At 73.7% G+C, this 20,112-nt stretch carries 19 protein-coding genes; 6 read left to right on the top strand and 13 right to left on the bottom strand.

Annotation, left to right across the window (positions count from 1 at the left end):
• The first annotated feature begins 122 nt into the window (after window positions 1–122).
• Window positions 123–932 carry a putative protein N(5)-glutamine methyltransferase gene (locus AB0F71_RS14100; protein ID WP_360232596.1) on the top strand — a complete coding sequence of 270 codons (810 nt, stop codon included), beginning with the start codon at window positions 123–125 and terminating at the stop codon, window positions 930–932.
• A gap of 122 nt (window positions 933–1,054) precedes the next feature.
• Here AB0F71_RS14100 and AB0F71_RS14095 read toward each other — a convergent pair whose 3' ends face one another.
• Window positions 1,055–1,492: a PPOX class F420-dependent oxidoreductase gene (locus AB0F71_RS14095; RefSeq protein ID WP_360232594.1), complete on the bottom strand. Its 438-nt coding sequence runs from the start codon at window positions 1,490–1,492 to the stop codon at window positions 1,055–1,057.
• Between the two features lie 198 nt (window positions 1,493–1,690).
• Between AB0F71_RS14095 and AB0F71_RS14090 the strand changes: the two genes are divergently transcribed.
• Complete coding sequence (locus tag AB0F71_RS14090) at window positions 1,691–2,137, top strand: hypothetical protein (protein WP_360232591.1); 447 nt, start codon at window positions 1,691–1,693, stop codon at window positions 2,135–2,137.
• 100 nt (window positions 2,138–2,237) lie between these two features.
• On the opposite strand, the gene AB0F71_RS14085 is transcribed toward AB0F71_RS14090, so the two are convergent.
• Both AB0F71_RS14085 and AB0F71_RS14080 read right to left on the bottom strand, forming a co-directional pair.
• Window positions 2,238–3,659: a pyridoxal-dependent decarboxylase gene (locus AB0F71_RS14085; protein ID WP_360232588.1), complete on the bottom strand. Its 1,422-nt coding sequence runs from the start codon at window positions 3,657–3,659 to the stop codon at window positions 2,238–2,240.
• 200 nt (window positions 3,660–3,859) lie between these two features.
• Window positions 3,860–4,933 (bottom strand): serine hydrolase domain-containing protein, encoded by a 1,074-nt coding sequence (locus AB0F71_RS14080; RefSeq protein ID WP_360232585.1) that lies wholly within the window; start codon window positions 4,931–4,933, stop codon window positions 3,860–3,862.
• A 263-nt stretch (window positions 4,934–5,196) separates the two neighbouring features.
• Here AB0F71_RS14080 and AB0F71_RS14075 point away from each other — a divergent pair, with 263 nt between their 5' ends.
• Together AB0F71_RS14075 and AB0F71_RS14070 are read left to right on the top strand one after the other, a co-directional pair.
• On the top strand, window positions 5,197–5,937 hold the full coding sequence (locus AB0F71_RS14075; RefSeq protein ID WP_360232582.1) for a MarR family transcriptional regulator: 741 nt from the start codon (window positions 5,197–5,199) through the stop codon (window positions 5,935–5,937).
• A 202-nt stretch (window positions 5,938–6,139) separates the two neighbouring features.
• Complete coding sequence (locus AB0F71_RS14070; protein WP_360232579.1) at window positions 6,140–6,712, top strand: DUF6368 family protein; 573 nt, start codon at window positions 6,140–6,142, stop codon at window positions 6,710–6,712.
• A gap of 51 nt (window positions 6,713–6,763) precedes the next feature.
• Here the strand turns inward: AB0F71_RS14070 and AB0F71_RS14065 are convergent, their stop codons facing one another.
• Window positions 6,764–8,047, bottom strand: coding sequence for an MFS transporter (locus tag AB0F71_RS14065; RefSeq protein WP_360232576.1), 1,284 nt, complete (start codon window positions 8,045–8,047; stop codon window positions 6,764–6,766).
• A gap of 41 nt (window positions 8,048–8,088) precedes the next feature.
• A complete protein-coding gene (locus AB0F71_RS14060; RefSeq protein ID WP_360232573.1) occupies window positions 8,089–8,727 on the bottom strand; it encodes a helix-turn-helix domain-containing protein in 639 nt (212 codons plus the stop codon).
• Window positions 8,728–8,823: 96 nt separating this feature from the next.
• Here AB0F71_RS14060 and AB0F71_RS14055 point away from each other — a divergent pair, with 96 nt between their 5' ends.
• Both AB0F71_RS14055 and AB0F71_RS14050 read left to right on the top strand, forming a co-directional pair.
• Window positions 8,824–9,561, top strand: a complete 738-nt coding sequence (locus AB0F71_RS14055; protein ID WP_360232570.1) for a VOC family protein — start codon at window positions 8,824–8,826, stop codon at window positions 9,559–9,561.
• 185 nt (window positions 9,562–9,746) lie between these two features.
• Window positions 9,747–10,016: a hypothetical protein gene (locus AB0F71_RS14050; RefSeq protein WP_360232567.1), complete on the top strand. Its 270-nt coding sequence runs from the start codon at window positions 9,747–9,749 to the stop codon at window positions 10,014–10,016.
• 88 nt (window positions 10,017–10,104) lie between these two features.
• On the opposite strand, the gene AB0F71_RS14045 is transcribed toward AB0F71_RS14050, so the two are convergent.
• The 8 genes from AB0F71_RS14045 to AB0F71_RS14010 form a co-directional block, all read right to left on the bottom strand.
• Window positions 10,105–13,053: a poly(A) polymerase gene (locus AB0F71_RS14045; protein ID WP_360232564.1), complete on the bottom strand. Its 2,949-nt coding sequence runs from the start codon at window positions 13,051–13,053 to the stop codon at window positions 10,105–10,107.
• Window positions 13,053–14,894, bottom strand: a complete 1,842-nt coding sequence (locus tag AB0F71_RS14040) for an RNA ligase family protein (protein WP_360232561.1) — start codon at window positions 14,892–14,894, stop codon at window positions 13,053–13,055. The genes AB0F71_RS14045 and AB0F71_RS14040 overlap by 1 nt, the downstream gene beginning before the upstream one ends.
• Before the next feature lie 174 nt (window positions 14,895–15,068).
• A complete protein-coding gene (locus tag AB0F71_RS14035) occupies window positions 15,069–16,496 on the bottom strand; it encodes a M1 family metallopeptidase (RefSeq protein ID WP_360232558.1) in 1,428 nt (475 codons plus the stop codon).
• A gap of 254 nt (window positions 16,497–16,750) precedes the next feature.
• A complete protein-coding gene (locus tag AB0F71_RS14030) occupies window positions 16,751–17,947 on the bottom strand; it encodes a hydroxymethylcytosylglucuronate/cytosylglucuronate synthase (protein WP_360232556.1) in 1,197 nt (398 codons plus the stop codon).
• A gap of 335 nt (window positions 17,948–18,282) precedes the next feature.
• Complete coding sequence (locus tag AB0F71_RS14025) at window positions 18,283–18,687, bottom strand: metalloregulator ArsR/SmtB family transcription factor (protein WP_360232553.1); 405 nt, start codon at window positions 18,685–18,687, stop codon at window positions 18,283–18,285.
• Window positions 18,684–19,130 (bottom strand): SRPBCC domain-containing protein, encoded by a 447-nt coding sequence (locus AB0F71_RS14020; RefSeq protein WP_360232550.1) that lies wholly within the window; start codon window positions 19,128–19,130, stop codon window positions 18,684–18,686. The genes AB0F71_RS14025 and AB0F71_RS14020 overlap by 4 nt, the downstream gene beginning before the upstream one ends.
• Before the next feature lie 130 nt (window positions 19,131–19,260).
• Complete coding sequence (locus AB0F71_RS14015) at window positions 19,261–19,518, bottom strand: hypothetical protein (protein ID WP_360232547.1); 258 nt, start codon at window positions 19,516–19,518, stop codon at window positions 19,261–19,263.
• 130 nt (window positions 19,519–19,648) lie between these two features.
• Window positions 19,649–20,104 carry a MarR family transcriptional regulator gene (locus AB0F71_RS14010; RefSeq protein WP_360232544.1) on the bottom strand — a complete coding sequence of 152 codons (456 nt, stop codon included), beginning with the start codon at window positions 20,102–20,104 and terminating at the stop codon, window positions 19,649–19,651.
• Window positions 20,105–20,112 lie beyond the last annotated feature (8 nt).

The following is a 20,112-nucleotide window of genomic DNA, read 5'->3' as shown; positions in this document are numbered from 1 at the left end:
CCCGGAGCGCGACCGTGCGGGCGCATCGCGCGCGTAGCGCGGGCGCACCGACGCGGCGTCGGCCCTGGCGGGAGCCCTGACGGAGTCCTCCGTTCTCCTCCCGTCCTGCCCTAGGGGTCCCTTTGTCGGTCTTCTCCTCCGCCGCTCTCCGTTCCTCCGTCGTCTCCCGACTGCGCGCCGCCGGCTGCGTGTTCGCCGAGGACGAGGCCCGGATCCTGCTTGCCGCTGCCGCCTCACCCGCCGAACTGGCCGCCATGGTCCGGGCCCGTGCCCAGGGCCGACCGCTCGAACACGTCGTCGGCTGGGCCGACTTCGCGGGTCTGCGGATCGCCGTCGACCCCGGCGTGTTCGTCCCGCGCCGACGCAGCGAGTTCCTGGTCGCCGAGGCCGCCCGACTCGCCGGCCCCGGCGCCGTGGTGGTCGACCTGTGCTGCGGCAGCGGTGCCCTCGGCGCCGCCGTGGCGGCACAGGTCGACCACCCGGTCGAGCTGTACGCCGCCGACCTCGACCCCGCCGCCGTCCGCTGCGCCCGGCGCAACCTGGCCGGGACGGGCGCGCGGGTCTACGAGGGCGACCTCTTCGCGCCCCTGCCCGAGGCGCTGCGCGGGCGGGTGGAGGTGCTGATCGCCAACGTTCCGTACGTACCGACCGCAGACGTCGAGCTGTTGCCGCCCGAGGCGCGACTGCACGAGGCCCGGCCCGCGCTGGACGGCGGTGCGGACGGACTGGACGTGCTGCGCCGGGTGGCCGCGGCGGCGCCCGGGTGGCTGGCGGCGGGCGGGTGGCTGGCGGCGGGCGGGGCGCTGTTGTTCGAGACCAGCGAGCGGCAGGCAGCCGGTGCGCTGGAGGTGGCCCGGGCGGCGGGGCTGGCGGCGCAGGTGAGCCGCGAGGAGGAGCTGGACGCCACGGTCGTCACGGCGACCCGGGACTGACCCGTCGTCCGTGGGTGGTCGTCCGCTTGCGGTTAACGGCCCGGCCACCGTTCCCCCGTGACGGTGGCCGGGCCGGGCCGGGCCGGGCCGATTGGTCGGTCGGTCGGTTGCTGGTCGCCCGGTCAGATCCGGGCGCCGTACACGTGGTCGACCGGGATCGTGAGCAGCACCCGCCTGTCGGCGACCATGACCTCGCGGTAGTCCGCCCAGTCGGGGTGTTCGCCGGCCGCCCGGCGGTAGTAGTCGACCAGGGCCTCGACCTCGGGACCGTCGGGGTCGAGGCCCGGTCCGGTGAGGGTGGCGGTGCCCTCGGCGGTGGCCCAGGAGCGTCCGTCCGGCGCGGTCACCTCCAGGCTGACCCGCGGGTCCCGGCGCAGGTTCGCGGTCTTCGCGAGCCCCTCCCGGGTGGAGATCAGGATGACGTTCGCCTCGCGGTCGTAGTACGGCAGCACCGGCGAGAGCTGGGGCCGGCCGTCGGCCTTGATGGTGGCGAGGATGCCGAGGCGGCTCTGTGCGAGGAGGTCGTAGGGGTCGTACGGGTGGCGGGTGGTGGCGGTCATGGCAGCATCATCGGGCTTCACACCGGTGTGAAGGTCAAGCCCGGCAGGCGTGTTGTGCCGCTGGCGCCTGGTTGGCCCCGAAAGATGAGGATCTGCGGAATCGCCGGTCGCCGCCGCCGTACCGGGGCTAGGGTCATGAGCCGACGCTGCGTGACGATCCGTCACCGAGTGCTGATCCGAACCGAGGGAGCACGTGCGATGGCTGCCGACTACCGGCCCAGGGAAGTGCTGGAGTTCTCCGACGACCTGCACCACCAGGACGTCACCCCGTTGCAGGCCTTCCTGTCCGCCCGTCTCGGCGAGGTGGTCGAGGCCCAGCCCGAGGGCAGCACCGCCCGCTTCGCGGCCGAGCGCCTCGCCTACGTCACCCTCCACGACTGCATCCACCTCGGCGACCTCCTCGTCGCCTGGCGCGAGGTGGTGCTCGCGGACCGGATGGATGTGCCCGGGGAGACCCAACGGCTGCGCCAGGACGTGATGTTGTGGTGGGAACGGCTGTGCGGGACGGCCGACGGTTTCCGCGACCACCCCGACCACAACCCCCGGTGGCGGGCGCTGCGGTTCCTGAACCTCGCCCATGCCGAGCTGATGGCCGGCCTGACGGACCTGTCGCGGGGCGGGTACGGGGACGGGGCGCATCCGTGAGTGCCTGAACGCCGGAGCCACCCGAGCCGCCGGAGCCGCCGGAACGCCGGAACCGCCCGAACTCCGGCCGGCGTACGGGCGCTGGCCGGGGTCGGGATGCTCAGGCGTCGGCCACACCGTTCGAGCCGGCCGCGATGACCACGGCCGTCGCGGTGGAGAGCGCGGCGGCCGTCCGTCGCACGTCCGCCTCCGTGGTGCGCCAGTTGCTGAACGCCGCGCGCAGGGCGGGCAGGCCGGCGTAGCGGGTCGGGGTGAGGAAGGCCTCCGCGGAGAGCTCGGCGGCGAGGGCGGCGAGGCGCTCCGGGGTGGGGTCCTCGGCGAGGGTGAAGCAGACGACGTTGAGGCGGACCGGCGCGAGCAGTCGCAGGCCGTCGATGGCCTCGACCGCCGCGCCGAGCGCACGGGCCCCGGCGACGTTGCGCTCCACGATCTCGCGGTGGCCGGCCCGACCGTAGGCGCGCAGGGTGAACCAGGCTGCCAGGGCGCGCAGGCGGTGCGAGTTCTCCGGGGTCAGATGCACCAGGTCGGGGTGGTCGCCGACCGGGCCGAGGTAGGCGGCGGCGTTCTGGAAGACCCGGGCCTGGAGGTCGCGGCGGCGGGTGAACTGCACGGCGCTGTCGTACGGCACGTTGAGCCACTTGTGCAGGTCCACGCAGACCGAGTCGGCGAGGTCGAGCCCGGCGACCAGCTCGGCGTGCTGGGGGGAGAGTGCGGCGAAGGCGCCGAAGGCGGCGTCCACGTGCAGCCAGAACCCGTACCGCTCGCGGAGGGCGGCGATCGCCTGCAGGTCGTCGAAGTCGACGGTGTTCACGGTGCCCGCGTTGGCGACCACGACGCACGGGCCGTCGGCCTCGGCGAGGGCCCGCTCCAGGGCGACCACGTCCACGGCCTCCCGGCCGGCCAGGGTGGGGACGGTGGTCAGCGCGGTGCGGCCGAGTCCCAGGACGGACAGCGCCTTGGCCACGCTGGAGTGCGCGCTGCCCGACAGCACCCGGACCCGGCCCAGCGCGGCGACCCCGTCCTCGGCCACGTCGACCCCGAGGCGTTCGCCCAGCCACTCGCGGGCGATCGCCAGGCCGACGGTGTTGGACTGGGTGGCGCCGCTGACGAAGGTGCCGCTGTGCGCGGGGGAGAGCCCGAACAGCTCGCGCAGCCAGCCGACGGTCTCCCGCTCCAGGTCCTGACCGGCCGGGTCGAGCGAGGAGTTGGAGTTCTGGTCGGCGGTGGCGGTCAGCCAGTCGCCCACCAGCGCGGCCGGGGTTGCCCCGCCCGTCACGAACCCGAAGTAGCGCGGCCCGGCGCCGGCCGACAGCCGTGGTTCCCAGCGCTCGCCGAACTCGGCCAGGGCCGCCCGCAGTCCGTCGGCGTCCTCGCGCAGCGGCATCGACGGCGTCGGTCGGCCGGCCTCCTTCGGGATGACCGGCCGGTCGTCGAGCCCGCCGAGGAAGTCGACGGCCCGCTGCCGGGCCTCCTCCAGCAGGGCGGGCAACTGGTCGAGGTCGGCGGCGAGTTCGCGGTGCATGGGTTCTCCGTTGATCGGTGGCCAGGCCGACGCTAGCGGAGGACGGAGCGGGCGTCGCGGGCCAATTCACTGCCGGTGGCCCTGGCGGTCGCGGTGTGGAACTGCCGGGCCGGTCGTGGGGCGGAACTACCCGGGCGGTCGCGGGGCAACCCGGGGCGGCTGAAAGCCCAGCGGAGCGGCACTGAATGCGGTCGGGTGCGTCACCGGGTCTCGGCGGGGGGAAACTCCGCTTCAAGTACCTTGAAGAAGGCGGCGAGCGGGTTGACCCAGTCGCCGTTCACGTTGCAGACGACCAGGTGCTTGCCGTCGCGGGTGCCCATCACGTACGTCCAGGAGCCGTTGAGTGCGCCGCCGCCGCCGAAGACGGTGACGCCGTGGGGCAGGGTCTGCTCGAAGGTGCCCATGCCGTACCGGGTGTTGGGGATCCAGCCCGACCCTTCGGTCGAGACGGTGGCCCACATCTCGGCCTGCAGGGCGGGCGAGAAGAGTTCCCCGCCGAGCAGGGCGCCGAAGAAGCGGCCGAGGTCGCCGGTGGTGGAGACGATGCCGCCGGCGGCCCAGCCCAGCGACGTGTCCCATTCGGTCACGTCGTACACCTTGGCGTCGGGGTCGCCGACCGGCAGCTTCGTGTACATCCGGGGGTGCGGCCCGCTGATGGTCGTCTCGGTGCCGGGGAGGTAGGTGCCCGTCAGGCCGAGCGGGTGGAGGATCAGCCGGGAGAGTTCCTCGGCGAAGCTGCGGCCGCTGGCCCGCTCGATGATCAGGCCGAGGAGCATGTAGTTGGCGTTGGAGTATCGGAAGGCGGTGCCCGGCGCGAAGTAGGGCGGGTACTTCATGGCGAGCTGGATGAGCTGTTCGGGGGTCCACTTGTCGAAGCGGTGGGTGAGGTACCCGGTGGTGATGTAGCGGTTCATCATGTCCGGGTCGTCGAAGGCGTAGTTGACGAGACCGCTGGTCTGGTGCAGCAGGTGCCTCACGGTGATGGCGCTCCCGTCGTTTCCGTTTCCCTGGACCAGGCCGGGCAGCCACTGTTCCACGGTGTCGTCCAGGCGCAGCCGGTGTTCGTCCACGAGCTTGAAGGCCACGGTGGCGGTGAACGCCTTGGTGAGGCTGCCGATGTAGAACTGCTCGCCCCGGGTGCGTGCGCGCCCGGTCTCGATGTCGGCCACCCCGGCGGTGCCGAACCAGCTTCGGTCGCCGTCGCGGACCTCGGCAACGATGCCGGGCAGGCCCTCGGCGACGGCCTGCTCAAGAGCGTCCTGGATCTTGTTCATGACGTCGTTCCTCTCGGGTTCGCGGGCGGTGTCGGCCGCGCCGCGATCGGGTTTCGGTATGCGTCAAAAGCTATGGTGCGTTCGATATTCGGTCAATCAAAACATCGGCCAGATTCCACATTTGTGCAGGTGGAAAGCGTGCAATTGGTGCAATGGTCTTGATGTCGAATGCACCGAGCCCTCTCGCTTGTTGCAATGAGATGGGGATGAACGCACACTGATCGGCGACGTGACCGAGAGGGACCGAGACGGGGAGAACGCCGATGCCAGGAGGAAGGCTCAGCCACCAGGAACGCCGGACCATCGCGGAGGGACTGGCCGAAGGGCTCGCCTACGGCGAGATCGCCAGAGGCCTGGACCGGCCGACCTCGACCGTCACCAGGGAGATCAACCGCAACGGCGGACCCGCCGGCTACCGGGCGGACCAGGCACACCGGGCCACCGAGCGGCGCGCCCGCCGCCGCAGAACCGCCCCGGCACAGACGCCGCCGGTCGAAACCGACGCCCACGGACGCGACCAGGAGACGGTGCACGACTTCGAGGAACAGTTCACCGCACTACTCGTCCAGACGGGGCTGCCGAAGACGGCGGCCAGAGTGCTGGGTTGCCTGTACGCCGCTGACACCGGCAGCCGCACCGCGGCAGAACTGGTACAGCGTCTCCAGGTCAGCCCTGCAACGATCTCCCTGGCCGTGCACTACCTGGAGGAGCAGGAACTCATCCGGCGCGAACGCGACCCAGGAAAGCGCCACCAGCGCTACGTCATCGACGACGACGTCTGGTTCCGGGCCATGCTCGCCAGCGCCAACGCCAACGCGCTGCTCGCCGAGGCCGCCCACCAGGGCGCCCGGACACTCGGCGCCACCACACCCGCCGGTATGAGACTCGCCGAGATGGGCCGGTTCCTCACCCATGTCGGCCAGGACCTGGTCACATCGGCCGAGCACTGGCGAGAGGCGCTCTCGGCCGGGCCGGCCTCTGGAGCCGCAGACCATCTGCAGTGAGAAGCCTCGCCGCCTGGCCCGGGCGCCCCGGGTTCCGCAGGGTCAACTGACCTACGGAGAAGGAGAGTTGCTGGTCAGGGGCGGAGTCGGGGCCGGGGTCGGTGAGGGCGGGCCCGCAGGGGCGGGTCACCGCGACAAACCAGTGGTGCTCGCACCGGGCCGGAGGCATGCTGGGCGGTACGTCGACGAACGGGGAACGGACATGGGCGGGCCGGCGGCCGGGTTGTGGCTGACGGAGCGGCGCAGCGCCGTCGAGGCGGTGCCCTGGCTGGCCGAGTTCTGCGAGATCCGTGCGGAGGGGGACGACTCGGTCGAGTTCGCCCTCCGGGACCCATCGGTGCTCGGACTCCCCGGCCTCGACGTCTCCTCGCTCTGCCCCTTCCAGCTCGGCCCCGAACCCCTGGACGACGACGAGTACTTCGGATTCCCTGGGCTCGACCACCCGCCGGTGACCGCGCTGTACGTGGTCGCCTACTGCTCGGGGCGGGAGAACCACCTGGCCCTCGGGCACCTGGTGCGGTTCCTGGCCGAACGCTTCGACGCGTTGATCGACTTCAACGGCCTGCTCGGCTACTGCCGGCCCTTCACCGGGCTCTCCGCCGAGGAGGAGGCGGCCGGCCTGGCCGAGGCCCGCGCCTTCGTGTCCACGCTGCCGGGCCGGACCTGGCAGCTGCCGTACGCGACCTCCGACGGCGGCCGCTGGTACGGCCACATCGGCGACGTCGAGTTCCTGACCGCCTGGCTCGCACACCCCGAGTTCCGCATGGTCAAGTGACCACTGGCCGAGCCCAGTTGTCGACCACGGGGCGAGCCGTGGCGCTGGGCGCTACCGGCGGGGCAGTTCGGCCTGGCGGACGGGGCGGGAGGTGAGGGCGTGGAGTGCGCCCAGGGAGGAGAGGGTGCCGCAGGCGAGGAAGACCGGGGCTGCGCCCCAGGTGCCGATGGCGGCGCCGACCAGGGGGTAGCTGAGCGGGGCGAGGCCGACCATGGTGAGCATGACGACGGAGGTGACCCGGCCGAGGTAGGCGGGGTCGGCGGTGGTCTGGACGAGGGCACCGTCCAGGGTGCCGAAGATGCCCGCGTTCAGGCCGACCAGTGCGGCGAGCACCGCGGCGGACCACAGGGTGGGGGCCAGGCCCATGGCGGCTGCGCCGATGCTGCCCAGCAGCAGGGTGACGGCCATGGTGAGCCCGGCGCGGGGCAGTCGGCCGACGACGGCGAGTAGGGTGGCGCCGACGGTGGCGCCCGCGCCGAAGCAGGCGACGATCAGGCCGTAGCCGGACGGGCCCCAGCCGCGTTCGGCGTTGAGGAGGACCATGCCGACGTTCAGGGTGCCGGTCAGGCCGAGCTCGCAGACGGCCCCGACGAGGACCAGCGGGCCGAGCAGGCGGTGGCGGCGGATGTAGCGCAGCCCGTCGACCAGGTCCGCGCGGGCGGAGGTGCGGTTGGTCGAGCTGGTGGGGGTGGTGTCGCCCGGGGGTGGGTCGAGGGGGCGGATGCGGACCGAGAGCAGGAGGGGCAGTGAGAGGGCGAACAGGGTGCCCGCGACGGTGAAGGCGGTCGCCGGGCCGCCGAGGCCCATGGCCAGGCCGCCGATCGGCGGGCCGGCGATCTGGCCGAGGCGCATCGCGAGCGAACGCAGTCCGGTGACCCGGGCCAGCTGGTCCGGGCCGGTGATCCGGGGCGGCAGGGCGCCGACGGCGGGTACGAACAGGGCGTCCACGGCGCCGAACACCAGCGCGACCGCGACCAGCAGCCAGAGGGCGGGCGTGGTCAGGGCGATGGCGGCCGCGACCGAGAGGATGAGCAGGCAGCGCAGGGCGTCGCTGCCGAGGATCACCCGGCGGGGATCGAACCGGTCGGCGACCACTCCGCCGCCGAGCATCAGCACCGCCCGGGGCAGCGCCCCCGCGGCCATCACCAGGCCGACCTCGGCGGGCCCGGCGGCCCGTTGGGCGGACCAGCCGAGGGCGAGGAAGTAGACGCTGTCGCCCACCAGGGAGGCGGTGTAGGCGGTGAGCCAGCGCAGGACGTTGGGGTCCCGGTGGGCGGGCGCGTTGCCGGGGGCGGCGGCGGGGCGTATCGGAGGGGTCGTCTCCAGCGTGGCCATGGCGGGGCTCCGAGGGGTCGGGGCGGGCGTGGGTGGCGGTGTCAGGGGCGGAACGGGAAGCCGTACACGTGGACGGACACGTGTTCGCGCCCCTCGGTGGCGCCGGCCGCGCGTGCGGCCTTGCCGCGCTCCCGCCAGCGTCGGCTGAGCTCCTGCAACTCGCCGCCCAGCTCGGCGAGTTCGGCGGCCGTGAGGTCGAGCAGCCACTCGGCGGTGAACGCGGCGTCCGTCCACTCCGAGCCCCAGGCCGAGCTCTGGTCCAGGTAGCTGCGGTACTGGGCGGCCCGGCTGTCGACCAGGCTGCGGCTGACGGCGCCGACGGCGGCCGCGCCCTCGGGGGTGCCGGAGAGATCCGACTCGCGGAAGCTCCAGCCCTCCTCGGAGGAGACCTGCCACCAGCGCTCGCGCGCGTCGCCGCTCTGCGTGGCCGCCTCGGTGACGAAGCCGTGCTCGGCGAGTTTGCGCAGGTGGTAGCTGACCAGGGATGGCGCCTGGTCGACCTGTTCGCCGAGCTGGGAGGCGGTGGCGGTGCCGGCGAGGTAGAGCAGGCGGTAGAGCTGCATGCGCAGTGGGTTGGTGAACGCCTTGAGGCGGGAGAGGTCGGTGATCCACTCGGACGGGGGTTGCTGCTGTGGCTTCTGAGGGTGCTGTGGCTGCTGGGGTTCGGTCGGCTCGGGCATGCCTTCACCGTAGATCCGAAAGGAATGTTGCGCAATGAAAACTGCGCAACGAATATTTCCGATCTTTCCGGAGCGGAGCCTTCTAGGATCTTGGTCATGGCGACGAGACTCGTGCAGATCAACATGAAGGCCCGGGACGATGCGGCGCTCGGCCGGTTCTGGGCGGAGGCGCTCGGCTGGGGCATCGACCACGAGGCGCCCGGGGTGACCAACCTCGAACCCGTGGGCTTCGCCTATCCCGACCCGGCGGCGGTCTGCATCGACCTGGTCGTCAGCGAGGAGCCCAAGACGGTGAAGAACCGGGTCCACCTCGACCTGGCCACCACCTCGGCCGCCCACCAGGCGGAGCTGGTCGCGCGCCTGACGGACCTCGGCGCCACGCTCGCCGACGTGGGGCAGGGTGACGTCCCCTGGACGGTCATGGCCGACCCTGAGGGCAACGAGTTCTGCGTCCTGGAACCCCGTGAGGTGTACCGGGACACCGGGCCGATCGCCGCGGTGGTGGTCGACTGCGCCGACCCGCGAGGAATGGCCGGGTTCTGGGGCGAGGCGATGGACTGGACGGTGCACGAGGTCACCGACGGTTTCGCGTCGATGCGCTCCGCCCGGGGCGTCGGCCCCTACCTGGAGTTCATCCGGACGTCCGATGCCAAGAGCGGGTGGAACCGCGTCCACCTCGACGTCAGCCCCTACCGCGGTGACGACCCGGCGGCGGAGGAGGCCCGGCTGCGCGCCCTGGGCGCCACCGACCCCGGGATCGACCAGTCCGCGATCTCCTGGACGATCCTGGTCGACCCGGAGGGCAACGAGTTCTGCCTGCTCAGTCCGCGCTGAGACGGGGTGGGGGAGCCGGTCCTGCTCGGGTCGGCGACCGGTGTGGCGTCGCAGGATGACGGGTCCGGGCGGTGGGTGGTTCACTCGTCCATTGGATTGACGCGAACATGACGTGCGTCGTTGTCGGGCCCGGATCCGCGGTGCCAGGATCGGCGCACTGTCCGTACGAACCAATGGGAGAACCCATGAGGATGCGTACCGCTCTGCCCGTCGCCCTGCTCACCGCGGTCGGCCTGTTCGCCGGCGTCAACACCGCCACGGCGGCGGGCGGCGGCTACCCCGGCTTCCAGTGCTTCAAGACCGCCGACCGCGACGTGTACTGCAGCGACGCCAAGGTCAAGAACCACGCCACGGGCGCCGCCTGGATCGCGTCCTGCCCGGCCGACGTCGTCGCGCACATCAGCGGCAAGCCGTACATCGCGGCCTCGCGCCCCGCCTCGGCGCACAGCTGTTGATCGTCCGAGGCTGCTGACGGGCCCGCCCGGCGGACATCCGCCGGGCGGGTTCGGTCGTCTCCAGGTGTGGCAGTTCCCCGGTTCCGGGTCAGCGGGTGAGGGTCGGGACGGCGCCGCACTCGACGTGCTCGACCCGGACGCCGGACAGCCCGCGGGACCAGGCCGCGGCCACCGCGGCGAGCTCGGCGCGGGGGAGCGGTGCGGGGCCGAGGCCGATCGGGAAGTGGGTGCGGCCGTCGCGGCTTCGGTAGGGCTGGGGCCAGGCGTGGAGCCGGGTGGCGCCGGCCTCCTCCAGGGCGGTGAGGAGGCTGCGGAGGCGGCCGCGCGCGGGGCCGGCGGACTCCTCGTCGGCGGAGACCACGGCCCAGGCGGCGTGGCGACGGTGCAGCGGGGGCGGGGTGAGCAGGGCGTGCCAGGGGTCGGGATCGCTGGTGGTGAGCTCCCAGGCGCGGTAGAGCTCCTCGGTGAGCTGGTCCCGGGTGTCCGGTCCGACCTGGGTGGTGCAGCTGCGGACGGGGGCGGAGGGGGTGAGGACGGTCAGCGGGCCCAGCGGGCCCAGCAGACCCCGGGCCGGTTCGGAGCCGGACTCCCCGGAGCCGGACTCCCCGGAGCCGGACTCCCCGGTGAGGGCGACGGGTTGGCGCCAGTCCCAGGAGGCCCAGGTTTCGGTGAAGCGCTGGAACAGGTCGTCCTCGGGAGCGTCCGGCAGGTCGAGGACGGTCCGCGCGGCGAGCACCGACCAGGCCAGCGAAGGCAGTTGACCGAACGGCGCGCCGTCCAGGCCGCGAGCCCGGGCCCAGGACTTGACCTGCCGCGCCAGCCGGACGAACCGCGGCCGTTGCCCGCCGAGCGCGGAGAGGATCGCCTCGGCGTCGGTGACCGCGCTCAGCGCGACGGCCGCCGCCTCGCCCAGCTCGGCGCGCCGGGCGACCGCCTCGGTGGGGTCGAGGGTGCCGGTGAACACCACGACGAGGTCGACGGTCAGCCCGTCCGCCTCCAGTCGCAGCCCCGGCACCCGGGCGCCGCGCACCTCGCGGAGCCGACGGGCCTGCGGCAGGGCGGCCGCCACCCGGGCCATCACCCGGGCCAGCACTCCGGGCAGGTCGGCCGGGCCGGGCAGCGCCGCCACCAGGTCCAGGTCGCCGCCGTCCAGCTGACAGCCGAGCCGCCGCGAGCCGACCTGGTGGACCACCCCCTCGGGCAGCGCGGCGGCCAGTCGGTGGGTCAACTCGTCCGCGACGGCGGTGCGTTGCGGGGACTCGGGGTGGAGCGACATCGTCGGCTCCGCCGGCAGCACCCGTACCTCGCCCGTCCCCAGCGAGACCACCGCGCGCGGGCGCATCGGCTCCTCTCCCCGGCGGGACAGCACCACCAGCTCGCCCACCCGGGCGTCCGTCCCGCGCAACCGGGCTGCGCAGTCGGCGGCCACCCGCTGGGGGTCGTCGCTGCGCCCGAGGCTCAGGTGCGGGGTGTAACCCTCGGCGCGGCCCCGGCAGCGGGGGAAGCGGCGTTGCAGGGCGTGCCGCAGCGCCGCCCAGGGTTCGGCCGCGGTGGCGGCCGGGTCCAGCCAGATCGTCGCGTCCTCGCGGTGGCCGAAGGTGTGCACGCCCTCCAGCCGGGCGGTGAACGGGGCCACCTCGGCGGCGGCCGCGCCGAGCAGCGGCAGCGCGCGGTCGAACTCGGACTCCGGTACGAAGCCGAACAGCAGGTTGACGTGCGGGGGCCAGCGGCGCAGCTGTGGGTCGTACGCGGCGCGCAGCTCCTGGATGGGTGGCCACAGCTCCTCGGGTGGCAGCCAGGCGACGGCCGTCCGGACGGTGGGCGCGGCGTCGAGGGAGTCCGGGGAGGCGGCACCGCCGGGGGAGTCCGGGGAGGCGGCACCGTCGAGGGCGAGGTCGACGGCCACGCCGTAGTGGTCGGAGGGGTGGAGGCCGTCGGCGGTGGGCCGGTCGCCGAGCAGGGTGGCGGCGGTGGCGCGGGCCCGGTCGGCGCGGTACAGGACGCGGTCGATCCGGCCCGGGTGGCCGGTGAGGGAGGAGACGGCGGCGAGCGGGTTGACCGTCGGGTCGAAGGTGGGGGTGTCGTCGCCCGGGCCGTGCACCTGGGCCCAGGCGTCCCGGAGGCCGAGTGCGGCGGCCGGGCCGGCCGGGCCGGAGCGGGCGTCGTTGAAGTCGCCGAGCAGCAGCAGTTCGCCCTCGACACCGGCCAGGCCCTCGGCCAGCCGGGCGAGTTCGGCCTGGCGGCGGGCGGGGCCGTCCGTCGAGTGGTCACTGCTGAGGTGGACGGCGGCGACGGTCAGCGGCGCGTCGGCGGTGCGGACGGTGACGGCCGTGACGGCCTTGTGCGAGCCCAGCGCGTGCCGGCCGGCCTCCAGGACGGGGAGACGGCTGAGTACCAGCAGGCCGTACTCGGGCACGTCGCGACCGGACGGGTCGGTGCCGAGGACGTAGCGCTCGCGGACCCAGGGCTCGGCCAGCAGCTGGACGACCAGGGCGGGCTCGACCTCCTGGAGCGCGATGACGTCGGCGTCGGCGGCGGCCAGTTCGGCGAGCAGCAGCGGTCGGCGGCGGGCGGTGGCGATCCGGTCGGCGTCGTAGCGGTCCCACAGGGTGTTCCAGGTGACCACGCGCAGGGTGCGGGTGGTGGAGGTGGTGCCGGCGGTGGAGGTGGTGGTGGCGGTGCCGGCTCCGCCCGGGGTGCCCGCTGCGGTGTGGTGGGGCTGCCAGCCGCCGTCCGGCCGCCAGGCGTACGGGGTGGTGGCGGTGAAGAAGGGCGCGGGCAGGTGGCGCGGTTCGGCGCGGTGGCCGGCCTCGGTGGTGTCGAGGACGTCCGCGCCGGTGGCGCGGTCCCACACCACGACGCCGTCGGCCTCGACCTGGTGCACCCGGTGCCAGGGGATCTCGCCGGAGGCCAGGAAGGCCTCCAGCGGGACGCGCTCGGTGCGGTCGTCGCGCTGGCGCACGCCCAGGGTGAACCGGGCCGGGTCGAAGCGGGCGTCCCAGCGGATCCGCTGGCAGACCTGTTCGATGGGGCGCATCAGTCCTCCTCGGAGTAGAGCGTGCCCGCCGTGTCCTCCACGGTGCCACCGGGGCCGAGGTACCACGTGCGGTGCGCCTGCCCGGGGTAGGGCGGGTTGAAGCGGTGCAGCTGGGCGGAGAGCACCTCGGGCGGCACCGGGTGCGGGCGTACGGCGTTGCGGCGCAGCAGTTCCTGCTCGCCGACCAGCAGCACCACCTGGGTGAGCAGGGCGTCGCGGCGCCGGGCGGTGCCGTGGACGTGGGAGCGCTGCTCGCGGTTGAGCGAGGTGGCGTCCCAGACCACGGTGGCGGCCCGGTCGGCCAGGGCGGAGTCCAACCGTGCCAGCGCGGTGCGCAGCACCTCGGGGTTGTTGCGCTGGTCGGCCCGCGCGCCGCGGGCGGCGCGCAGGTCGTCCAGGCTGATCCGGGCCGAGACGTCGGGCAGGGCGGCCGCGAAGGTGCTCTTTCCACTGCCGGACGGGCCGCTCAGGTGGACCAGCCGGGGGAAGCGGCCGTCGCGCCAGCGCCAGGTGGCGGCCACCGCCTCCTCGACGGTGCTGATCCGGCCGAGCGCGTAGGCCTCGCGGGCCTGGGCCCAGCAGCGGTCGGCGGCGTCGCGGCCGCCCGGGCCGTCGGGATTCTCGGCGGTGAGGTCGGCGAGGGCCTCGCGCAGGCCGGTGCGCAGCCAGGCCAGCGGGTCGGGCTCGAGCAGTCCGGCGTCCTCGGCGTGCAGGGCCGACCAGGCGACCTGCTCGCGCTCGGCGGGCCCGGGGGCTGCGGCCGCGGCCACCGCGTGCAGCACGCCGAGGTCGGCGGCGCTTGCGAGTCGGACCAGCCCGGCGCGGCGTTCGGTGTCCGGGTACGGCTGCTGGAGGCCGGGGTGCAGCCCGACCAGGTCGGCGACCCGGCGGGCCAGGGGCAGGCCCAGGCGGTCGGCGAGCCGGGGCGCGAGCGACTCCCGGCGGGCGGAGCGCAGCGCGGTGGCCAGCACGCCGGCCAGTCGGGCGTCGCCGATGCGACCGAGCTCGTCGAGGCGGGCGGAGACGTCGGCCAGCTCCTCCGACCGGCGGTCGGGGCCGGGCGGGGTGCCGGGGGTGGTTGGGTCTCCGGGTGCGGGCGGGGCGCCGGGTTCGGTCGGGGTGTCGGGTGTGGGCGCTGCGGTGAGTTCGGGAAGGTCCAAGGCCTCGGCCAGCAGCGGGAGTTCGGGCAGTCGGCCGGACCGGATGTCCCAGAGTGGGGCATCGGGGCCGAGGCCGTTCTCCACCACGGCGGCGTGCATCCAGTGGGTGTCGGTCCGTACGTGCTGCGGCCGGACCCACTTGGCGACCCGCGCGCCGAACTCGCCCCGGGGGAACCCCCGGACGGTCCGGACCACGTAGCCCTCCTGGCGGTCGAGGTCCAGCCGCAGGGTGCGCAGGGCCCGTTCGTCGAAGCGGCCGCGCCAGAGCACCCGGGGGGTGGGGATGCCGAGGCGGCGCAGGAAGCGCACGGTGGCGTCCCAGTCGAGGCACTCGTCCCGGTCCGTCCAGACCGAGAAGCCGTAGAACCAGCTGTCCAGGTCGGTGTACGGGATGGAGTGCCGGGCGAACAGGTTCTCGCCGCAGATCCGCCAGCCGTCCGGGATGCGGGCGCCGACCCGGTTCTGCAGGCCCTTGACCCAGGCACGGGAGGGGTGGTGGGCGGAGTCCAGCGAGCGGGCGTGCAGGCCGTCGGGGTAGAGGGTGGTGTTCTCGCCGTCCAGCTTCTCGGTGACCACGACCTCCGCCCCGGCCAGGCCGGAGAGGTCCCCGGTCCGTACGTCGTCCGCCGCAGCCCCCGGTGACCAGGGGAGATGCGGCGTCCGGGGGTAGTGCACACGCATGCTGGGCTCCCTGAACGTCCTTGATCCGGCGGCAACTGTAGGAGCCGCCGGGACGGGAGGGCCACCGATTAACGCAGCTGGTGGGGGCTCTGACGGTGCCGCTGGGGGGCGGTCGGGCGTGGAGGGCGAGCTGGTCCGGCGTGGAGGGAGAGCTGGTCCGGCGTGGGTCGGGGATCAGTCGATGCGGTGCTCCTTCCAGAAGGGCGTCAGGTCGACGGACGTCGCGGCCTGGGCGGCGGCCTTGAACTCGGCGGTGGTGGAGACGCCGAACCAGTGGGCGCGGGCGTAGTCGTGCAGCAGCGCGGACATCGTGTCCGTGCCGATCAGCCGGCTCAGTTCGTGCAGGGCGCAGGAGCCGCGGTCGTAGATGACCGCCTCGTAGCGGTCGGGGTGGGCATCCCAGTAGCTCATTGGGTTGGTGAGGCGTTCGGCCGGGCTCCGGAAGGGAGTTGCGGCGGTGCAGCCCTCCTTCGTCCGGCCCAGCTCGACGTCCATGGCGTACTCGGCGAAGGACTCGTCCAGCCAGGGCGCGCGGTACTGGTCGTCACCGACGATGCCGTACCACCACTGGTGCGCCAGCTCGTGGATGACGGCGGAGGGGCGGATCCGGTCGAGGACGAAGGCCGGGTACTCCATGCCGCCGAACCCGAAGGCGTCGTCGAGGACGGTGGCGACGTCCCCGTACGGGTAGGGGCCGTAGCGGGCGGAGTGGTCGTCGATGGTCCGCAGGGAGAGGTCCAGCATCGCGCGGGCGTCTGCGGCGGTGACACTGCTGACCGAGTAGACGGCGACCCGGACGCCGTCGCCGGACCGGCCCTCGATCCGGTGGAACGGCCCAGCGGCCCAGGCGAATTCGCGGACCTGCCGGGCGCCGATCCGGGTGACCGTGCGGCCCGGTCCGCCAGGGGTGTCGACGGCGGTTCCGGTGGCGGGCACCAGGACCTCGGTGGGGTGGTCGAGGGTGACGGAGAAGTCGGAGGCGAGGCCGTAGAACGACTCGCCGAGCTCGCTGTACCGGTCCAGGTGCCAGCCCGCCCCGTCGCGGACGGCGAGGACGGGCAGGGCGTTGCCGATGAAGCTGAACGCGCCGTCCCGGCCGAAGCGGTCGAGGCCGTCGGGGACGTCGATGCCGAGGTCGAACTCGACCGTGTCGCAAGCGCCCCGGGGCAGCGGGCGGGCCAGCGGGACGCGCAGGGCGGTGCAGTCGACCTCCGGGCTGCCGTCCAGACCGGTCACCCGGACGGACGGGGTCGCGCAGCCGCCGCGGAAGTTGTCCCAGAGCCGCAGGTACACCTCGTGCAGGGGTTCCGGTGAGGTGTTGGTGAAGACGATCCGCTCGTGGCCGCGCCAGTGCGCACCCGTGGCGTCGCTGCTCAACTCCACGGTGTAGGTGGGGGCACCGGGGGTGCGGGTCGGGTCGGCGGGGGCGCGGCCGGGTGGTGCGGCGCCCACCGACAGGAGCACGGCGAGGACGGCGAGCAGCGGGAGGAGGAGGCGCCGCGGGCCGGACGGCGCCTCGGACCGGTCGAGGAGTCGTTGGACGGTGGTGGTGAACCGGGCGGATGTGACCGGCCGGAAGGGCGGGCCGGTGGACGTCATCATGAGGACCTCGGAAGTCTCGGAAATCTCGGGGATGTCGGGAGCAGGGCCGCAAGCGCGGGTGCTGGAGGGGGGTCAGCGCGCATGCCGCTGTCCCGACGTGCTGTGCCCAGCCTGCCGGGGCGGGCAGCGCGTCGCCGGCACCGTGGCTGAGAACGGCCTCGACCAGCCCGGGGACACGCAGCAGCCCTCCGTCGGAGTGATCCGCCGGGCCGGCCGCTGGGTCTGCCGTCGGCTGGGCCGCCGAGTCGGCCTGGTCAGTGGAGCGGCTGGTCGGCTCCCGGGGAGTCGGCCAGGAGCCGCAGCAGGACGTCGGCGACCTGGGCCGCACCGGCGGTGCCGACCGCGCTCGTCAACGCCGTCCAGTCCGGGCCGGGTGGAGCCGCGGCAGCCCCGTCGGCCAGCCGTTTGAGCTTCTCGACCAGGCCCTGCCGTACGGCTGCGGCTGTACGGTGGCGGCCGAGGTCGGCGGCGCGGGCGATGCCGCCGTGGATCAGGTCGAGGGCCTTGCGCTCGCCGTGGGCGCGCAGGGCCAGTGCCTCCTCCTCGTCGAACACCTCCTGGTGCCAACGGAGGCGGACGTCGGTGCCGAGCGCCCGGCTGTGGAAGCGGCCGTTGAAGATCTGGCTGAGGTTCTGCGGCGGCAGGCAGAGCGTCGGGGTGCCGAGTTGCCCGGCCTCCAGGAGGGTGGTCAGCCCGGGGGAGGTGAGCAGTACGTCGCAGTCGGCGAGGCGGTGCAGGAACTCCTGGTGGCGGAGGGCGCCGACGGTGGTGACGGGCGGGTGGGCGCAGGAGTCGACCAGTTGCGCGGCCAGCCAGGCCGGCAGGTTGCCCGCGATGTGCACCTCGGTGACCCCGCTCGCGGTCAGTGCCTCCAGTGCGGCGGGCAGGACGAGCTGGGGATAGCTCGCCCAGTCCGCGAGGTGGGGCGCGCGCAGCCCGCCGAGGTTGAGCAGGGCGCGCCGGGGGTGCGGCGTGGGAGGGCTGCCGCGGGCGGCGCCGCCGTCGGCGATCACGGCGTCCACCCAGCGGAGCCGGTGCACGTCGGCCAGCACCCCGGCGCCCTCCGGCGGCAGTTCCACGCACCGCTGGGCGCAGTACACCTCGGCGTCCAGCGGGAGGTCGGGCCGGTCGCCGTCCGTCCAGAGGAACGGCAGGCTGTCCACGAACACCACCGGCACCCCGCAGGCTTGCAGCGCGTTGGCCAGCCCGCCGTCCAGCACCACCAGTGCCGCCTGAACGCGCTGCGCCTGGACGATCCGGCCCAGTTCCTGGCCGGACCGCTCGTCCGGGAGGTCGAACCAGCGCTCCACCGGCTGTTCGGCGAGCAGCTGTCTGCCCAGCCCGGAGGCCAGGCCGATGAATCTCAGCCGCTCGCCGCCGCGGGCCCGGAGGGCGGACAGCACCGCGCTCAACTTCCCCGAGCTGCCCCAGCCGAACTCCACCCCGGCCACGGCGACCGTCGTCGTGGCCCTCGCCGTCGTGGTCCCCGCTGTCGTGGTCCTCGCCGTCGTGGCCTCTGCCCTCGTGATCCCCGTCCTCGCCCGCATCCCTGTCAACTCCCCCGCCCGTACCGGATCTTCTGTCGCTCCGTATTCGTACCAGGCGCTCGGAGAAGGGTCGGTTCGACTACCTACGGAAAAGCGAGACCTAACCACCCCGAAAGGTGAAGCTCCCGTTCGGTGCATTGACGAACGGAGGGGTCGACGGGCAGGTGGACGGCCGGTCGGTCGGCGGCTTGGCGACCGACCGGCCGGACCCGGGGCGTGCCGTCAGGCGGTCGACCTGGTCAGGTTCCTCCGTGGGGTTGTTCCGGTGGACGTGACGCATCGTCACGACCGGTTCGCGACTCCCGCTCCGCCGCCTCGGCGACGTGCTTGATGTGCGCCAGTCTGCGGTCCCAGTCGGCGGCGAGCGAAGCCATCCAACGCGCCGTGGTGTCGAGCGCCGCGGGCCGCACCGTGTAGCGCACCTCGCGCCCGACGCGGCCGCTGCTCACCAGTCCGGCGGCGTCCAGGACGGCGAGGTGCTTGACCACGGCCTGGCGCGAGACGGGAAGGTGCCGGGCGAGCGTCGTCGCCGTGGCCTCGCCCTGCGCGGCGATCAGTTCGAGCAGCCGGCGCCGCGTCGGGTCGGCCAGGGCCGCGAGCACGGTGTCGACCGCTTCGACGGCGCCGTGGGGTTGGTCGGTCACGCGGCGGGCTGTTCGGCGCGCGTCCTGAGCGCGTCGAGCTCCTGGCGCCAGCCGCCGGTGTTGTCCTCGACCGCCTTGCCGCGCAGTTCCTCGGACCCGGCCAGTGCCGCGAAGCCGCTCTCGACCACGCGCAGCCGCGTCCTGCCGTCCTCCGGGGTCAGGGTGAACTCGACGAGGGTGCTGTTGTCCTCGCGCAGCTCCTCCCCGGGGAACGCGCTGGCCCAGCGGTAGGCCAGGTAGGTCGGCGGCTCGACCTTCTCCACGCGCACCGGGAAGTCGCCGTACTCCGGGTTCCTGGCCACCAGTTCCTCGCCCTCCCTGGCCACGGTGCCGGGCAGGCTCGCCTTGTCGGCGACCCAGAAACCGGGCTCGGCCACCAGGGACCAGACCCGCTCCAGGGGCGCCTCGATCAGGGTCTCGCGTTCGATCCGGTCCTCGCTCATGGGGGGCTCCTTCCATCGCGGACAGTGGGTGCAACTCCAGAGTTGCACGTCGCACTGCCAGGTGCAACCTGACGGTTGCGTCTCGCGCGAGTCCGCCGCCAAGGACCCGGCCTCTCCCCGTCCTGGCGGGCTATCGCCCGGGGGTGGCCTCCTGGATGGCCGCCAGCAGGCGGGTGTGGACGGCGGTGGCGGCCGCGCGGGTCGCCGGGTCCTCGTCCTTCAACAGCGGGGTGATCAGCTCGGCGGCCGCGGCGAGGACCGGCACGGGCACCGTCGCCTCGCGCAGGTGGAGGAGCTGGGAGGCGGCCCGCTCGCCGGGCGTGGCCCTGGTGCGGGCGTCGGGGATGAGGGCGGTGAGGCCCCGGGGGATCGGCTGAGTGCTGGTCACCCTCCTATTCTCCCGTGGCCTGGCCGTCGCCGATCACCGCAGTCGGGCAGTGCGGCCGGTCGGCAGCCGCCGCACGGTGAGGCAGCGATCACTTGAGATCGCTCACGAGTGGCGTCCGGGGCGGGTGGCGTCACTCCTCGAAGACCCGTCTCAACTTCCCGAGTGCGGACTCGATCTCCGCCATGTCCGTGGCCGAGAGCTTCGCGACGTAGGCGGCGTGGAGCTCCCGCTCGTACCGGAGCACGGTCTGTCGGTAGGCCGTGCCGAGGGCCTCCAGGCGGAAGACGTGGACGCGTCCGTCCCGGGGGCTGCGCTGCCGGGAGAGGTAGCCGTCCTTCTCCAGGCGCGCCAGGTGCTGGCTGACGGCGCCCTTGGACACGCCCAGGCGCTCGGCCAGGTCCTTGGGGGTGACGTCCGGGTCGGCCACGATCTGCCCGAGCACGAGGTGCTGTTGGGCGGTGAGCCCGAACTCGTCGTAGCGGGGCCCGTGTCGTTCCGACAGGAGCCGCAGGTCCGCGAAGAGCTGGTTGAGTCGGGCACTGCGGGCGTGCAGGTCGGCACCGTCGGGTCTTTCGCCGGTGTCCATCGGGCTCG

The organism is Kitasatospora sp. NPDC028055, assembly GCF_040637885.1.
Lineage (GTDB): Bacteria > Actinomycetota > Actinomycetes > Streptomycetales > Streptomycetaceae > Kitasatospora.
The sequence above is the reverse complement of the archived record's forward strand: the minus strand, read 5'-3'. Positions and strand labels throughout refer to the sequence as shown.

What these genes read in the sequence shown, in the direction of transcription:
- AB0F71_RS14095 (WP_360232594.1), bottom strand. Translation starts at nt 1,492, where the DNA reads ATGACCGCCACCACCCGCCACCCGTACGACCCCTACGACCTCCTCGCA.
- AB0F71_RS14090 (WP_360232591.1), top strand. Translation starts at nt 1,691, where the DNA reads ATGGCTGCCGACTACCGGCCCAGGGAAGTGCTGGAGTTCTCCGACGAC.
- AB0F71_RS14085 (WP_360232588.1), bottom strand. Translation starts at nt 3,659, where the DNA reads ATGCACCGCGAACTCGCCGCCGACCTCGACCAGTTGCCCGCCCTGCTG.
- AB0F71_RS14080 (WP_360232585.1), bottom strand. Translation starts at nt 4,933, where the DNA reads ATGAACAAGATCCAGGACGCTCTTGAGCAGGCCGTCGCCGAGGGCCTG.
- AB0F71_RS14075 (WP_360232582.1), top strand. Translation starts at nt 5,197, where the DNA reads ATGCCAGGAGGAAGGCTCAGCCACCAGGAACGCCGGACCATCGCGGAG.
- AB0F71_RS14070 (WP_360232579.1), top strand. Translation starts at nt 6,140, where the DNA reads ATGGGCGGGCCGGCGGCCGGGTTGTGGCTGACGGAGCGGCGCAGCGCC.
- AB0F71_RS14065 (WP_360232576.1), bottom strand. Translation starts at nt 8,047, where the DNA reads ATGGCCACGCTGGAGACGACCCCTCCGATACGCCCCGCCGCCGCCCCC.
- AB0F71_RS14060 (WP_360232573.1), bottom strand. Translation starts at nt 8,727, where the DNA reads ATGCCCGAGCCGACCGAACCCCAGCAGCCACAGCACCCTCAGAAGCCA.
- AB0F71_RS14055 (WP_360232570.1), top strand. Translation starts at nt 8,824, where the DNA reads ATGGCGACGAGACTCGTGCAGATCAACATGAAGGCCCGGGACGATGCG.
- AB0F71_RS14050 (WP_360232567.1), top strand. Translation starts at nt 9,747, where the DNA reads ATGAGGATGCGTACCGCTCTGCCCGTCGCCCTGCTCACCGCGGTCGGC.
- AB0F71_RS14045 (WP_360232564.1), bottom strand. Translation starts at nt 13,053, where the DNA reads ATGCGCCCCATCGAACAGGTCTGCCAGCGGATCCGCTGGGACGCCCGC.
- AB0F71_RS14040 (WP_360232561.1), bottom strand. Translation starts at nt 14,894, where the DNA reads ATGCGTGTGCACTACCCCCGGACGCCGCATCTCCCCTGGTCACCGGGG.
- AB0F71_RS14035 (WP_360232558.1), bottom strand. Translation starts at nt 16,496, where the DNA reads ATGATGACGTCCACCGGCCCGCCCTTCCGGCCGGTCACATCCGCCCGG.
- AB0F71_RS14020 (WP_360232550.1), bottom strand. Translation starts at nt 19,130, where the DNA reads ATGAGCGAGGACCGGATCGAACGCGAGACCCTGATCGAGGCGCCCCTG.
- AB0F71_RS14010 (WP_360232544.1), bottom strand. Translation starts at nt 20,104, where the DNA reads ATGGACACCGGCGAAAGACCCGACGGTGCCGACCTGCACGCCCGCAGT.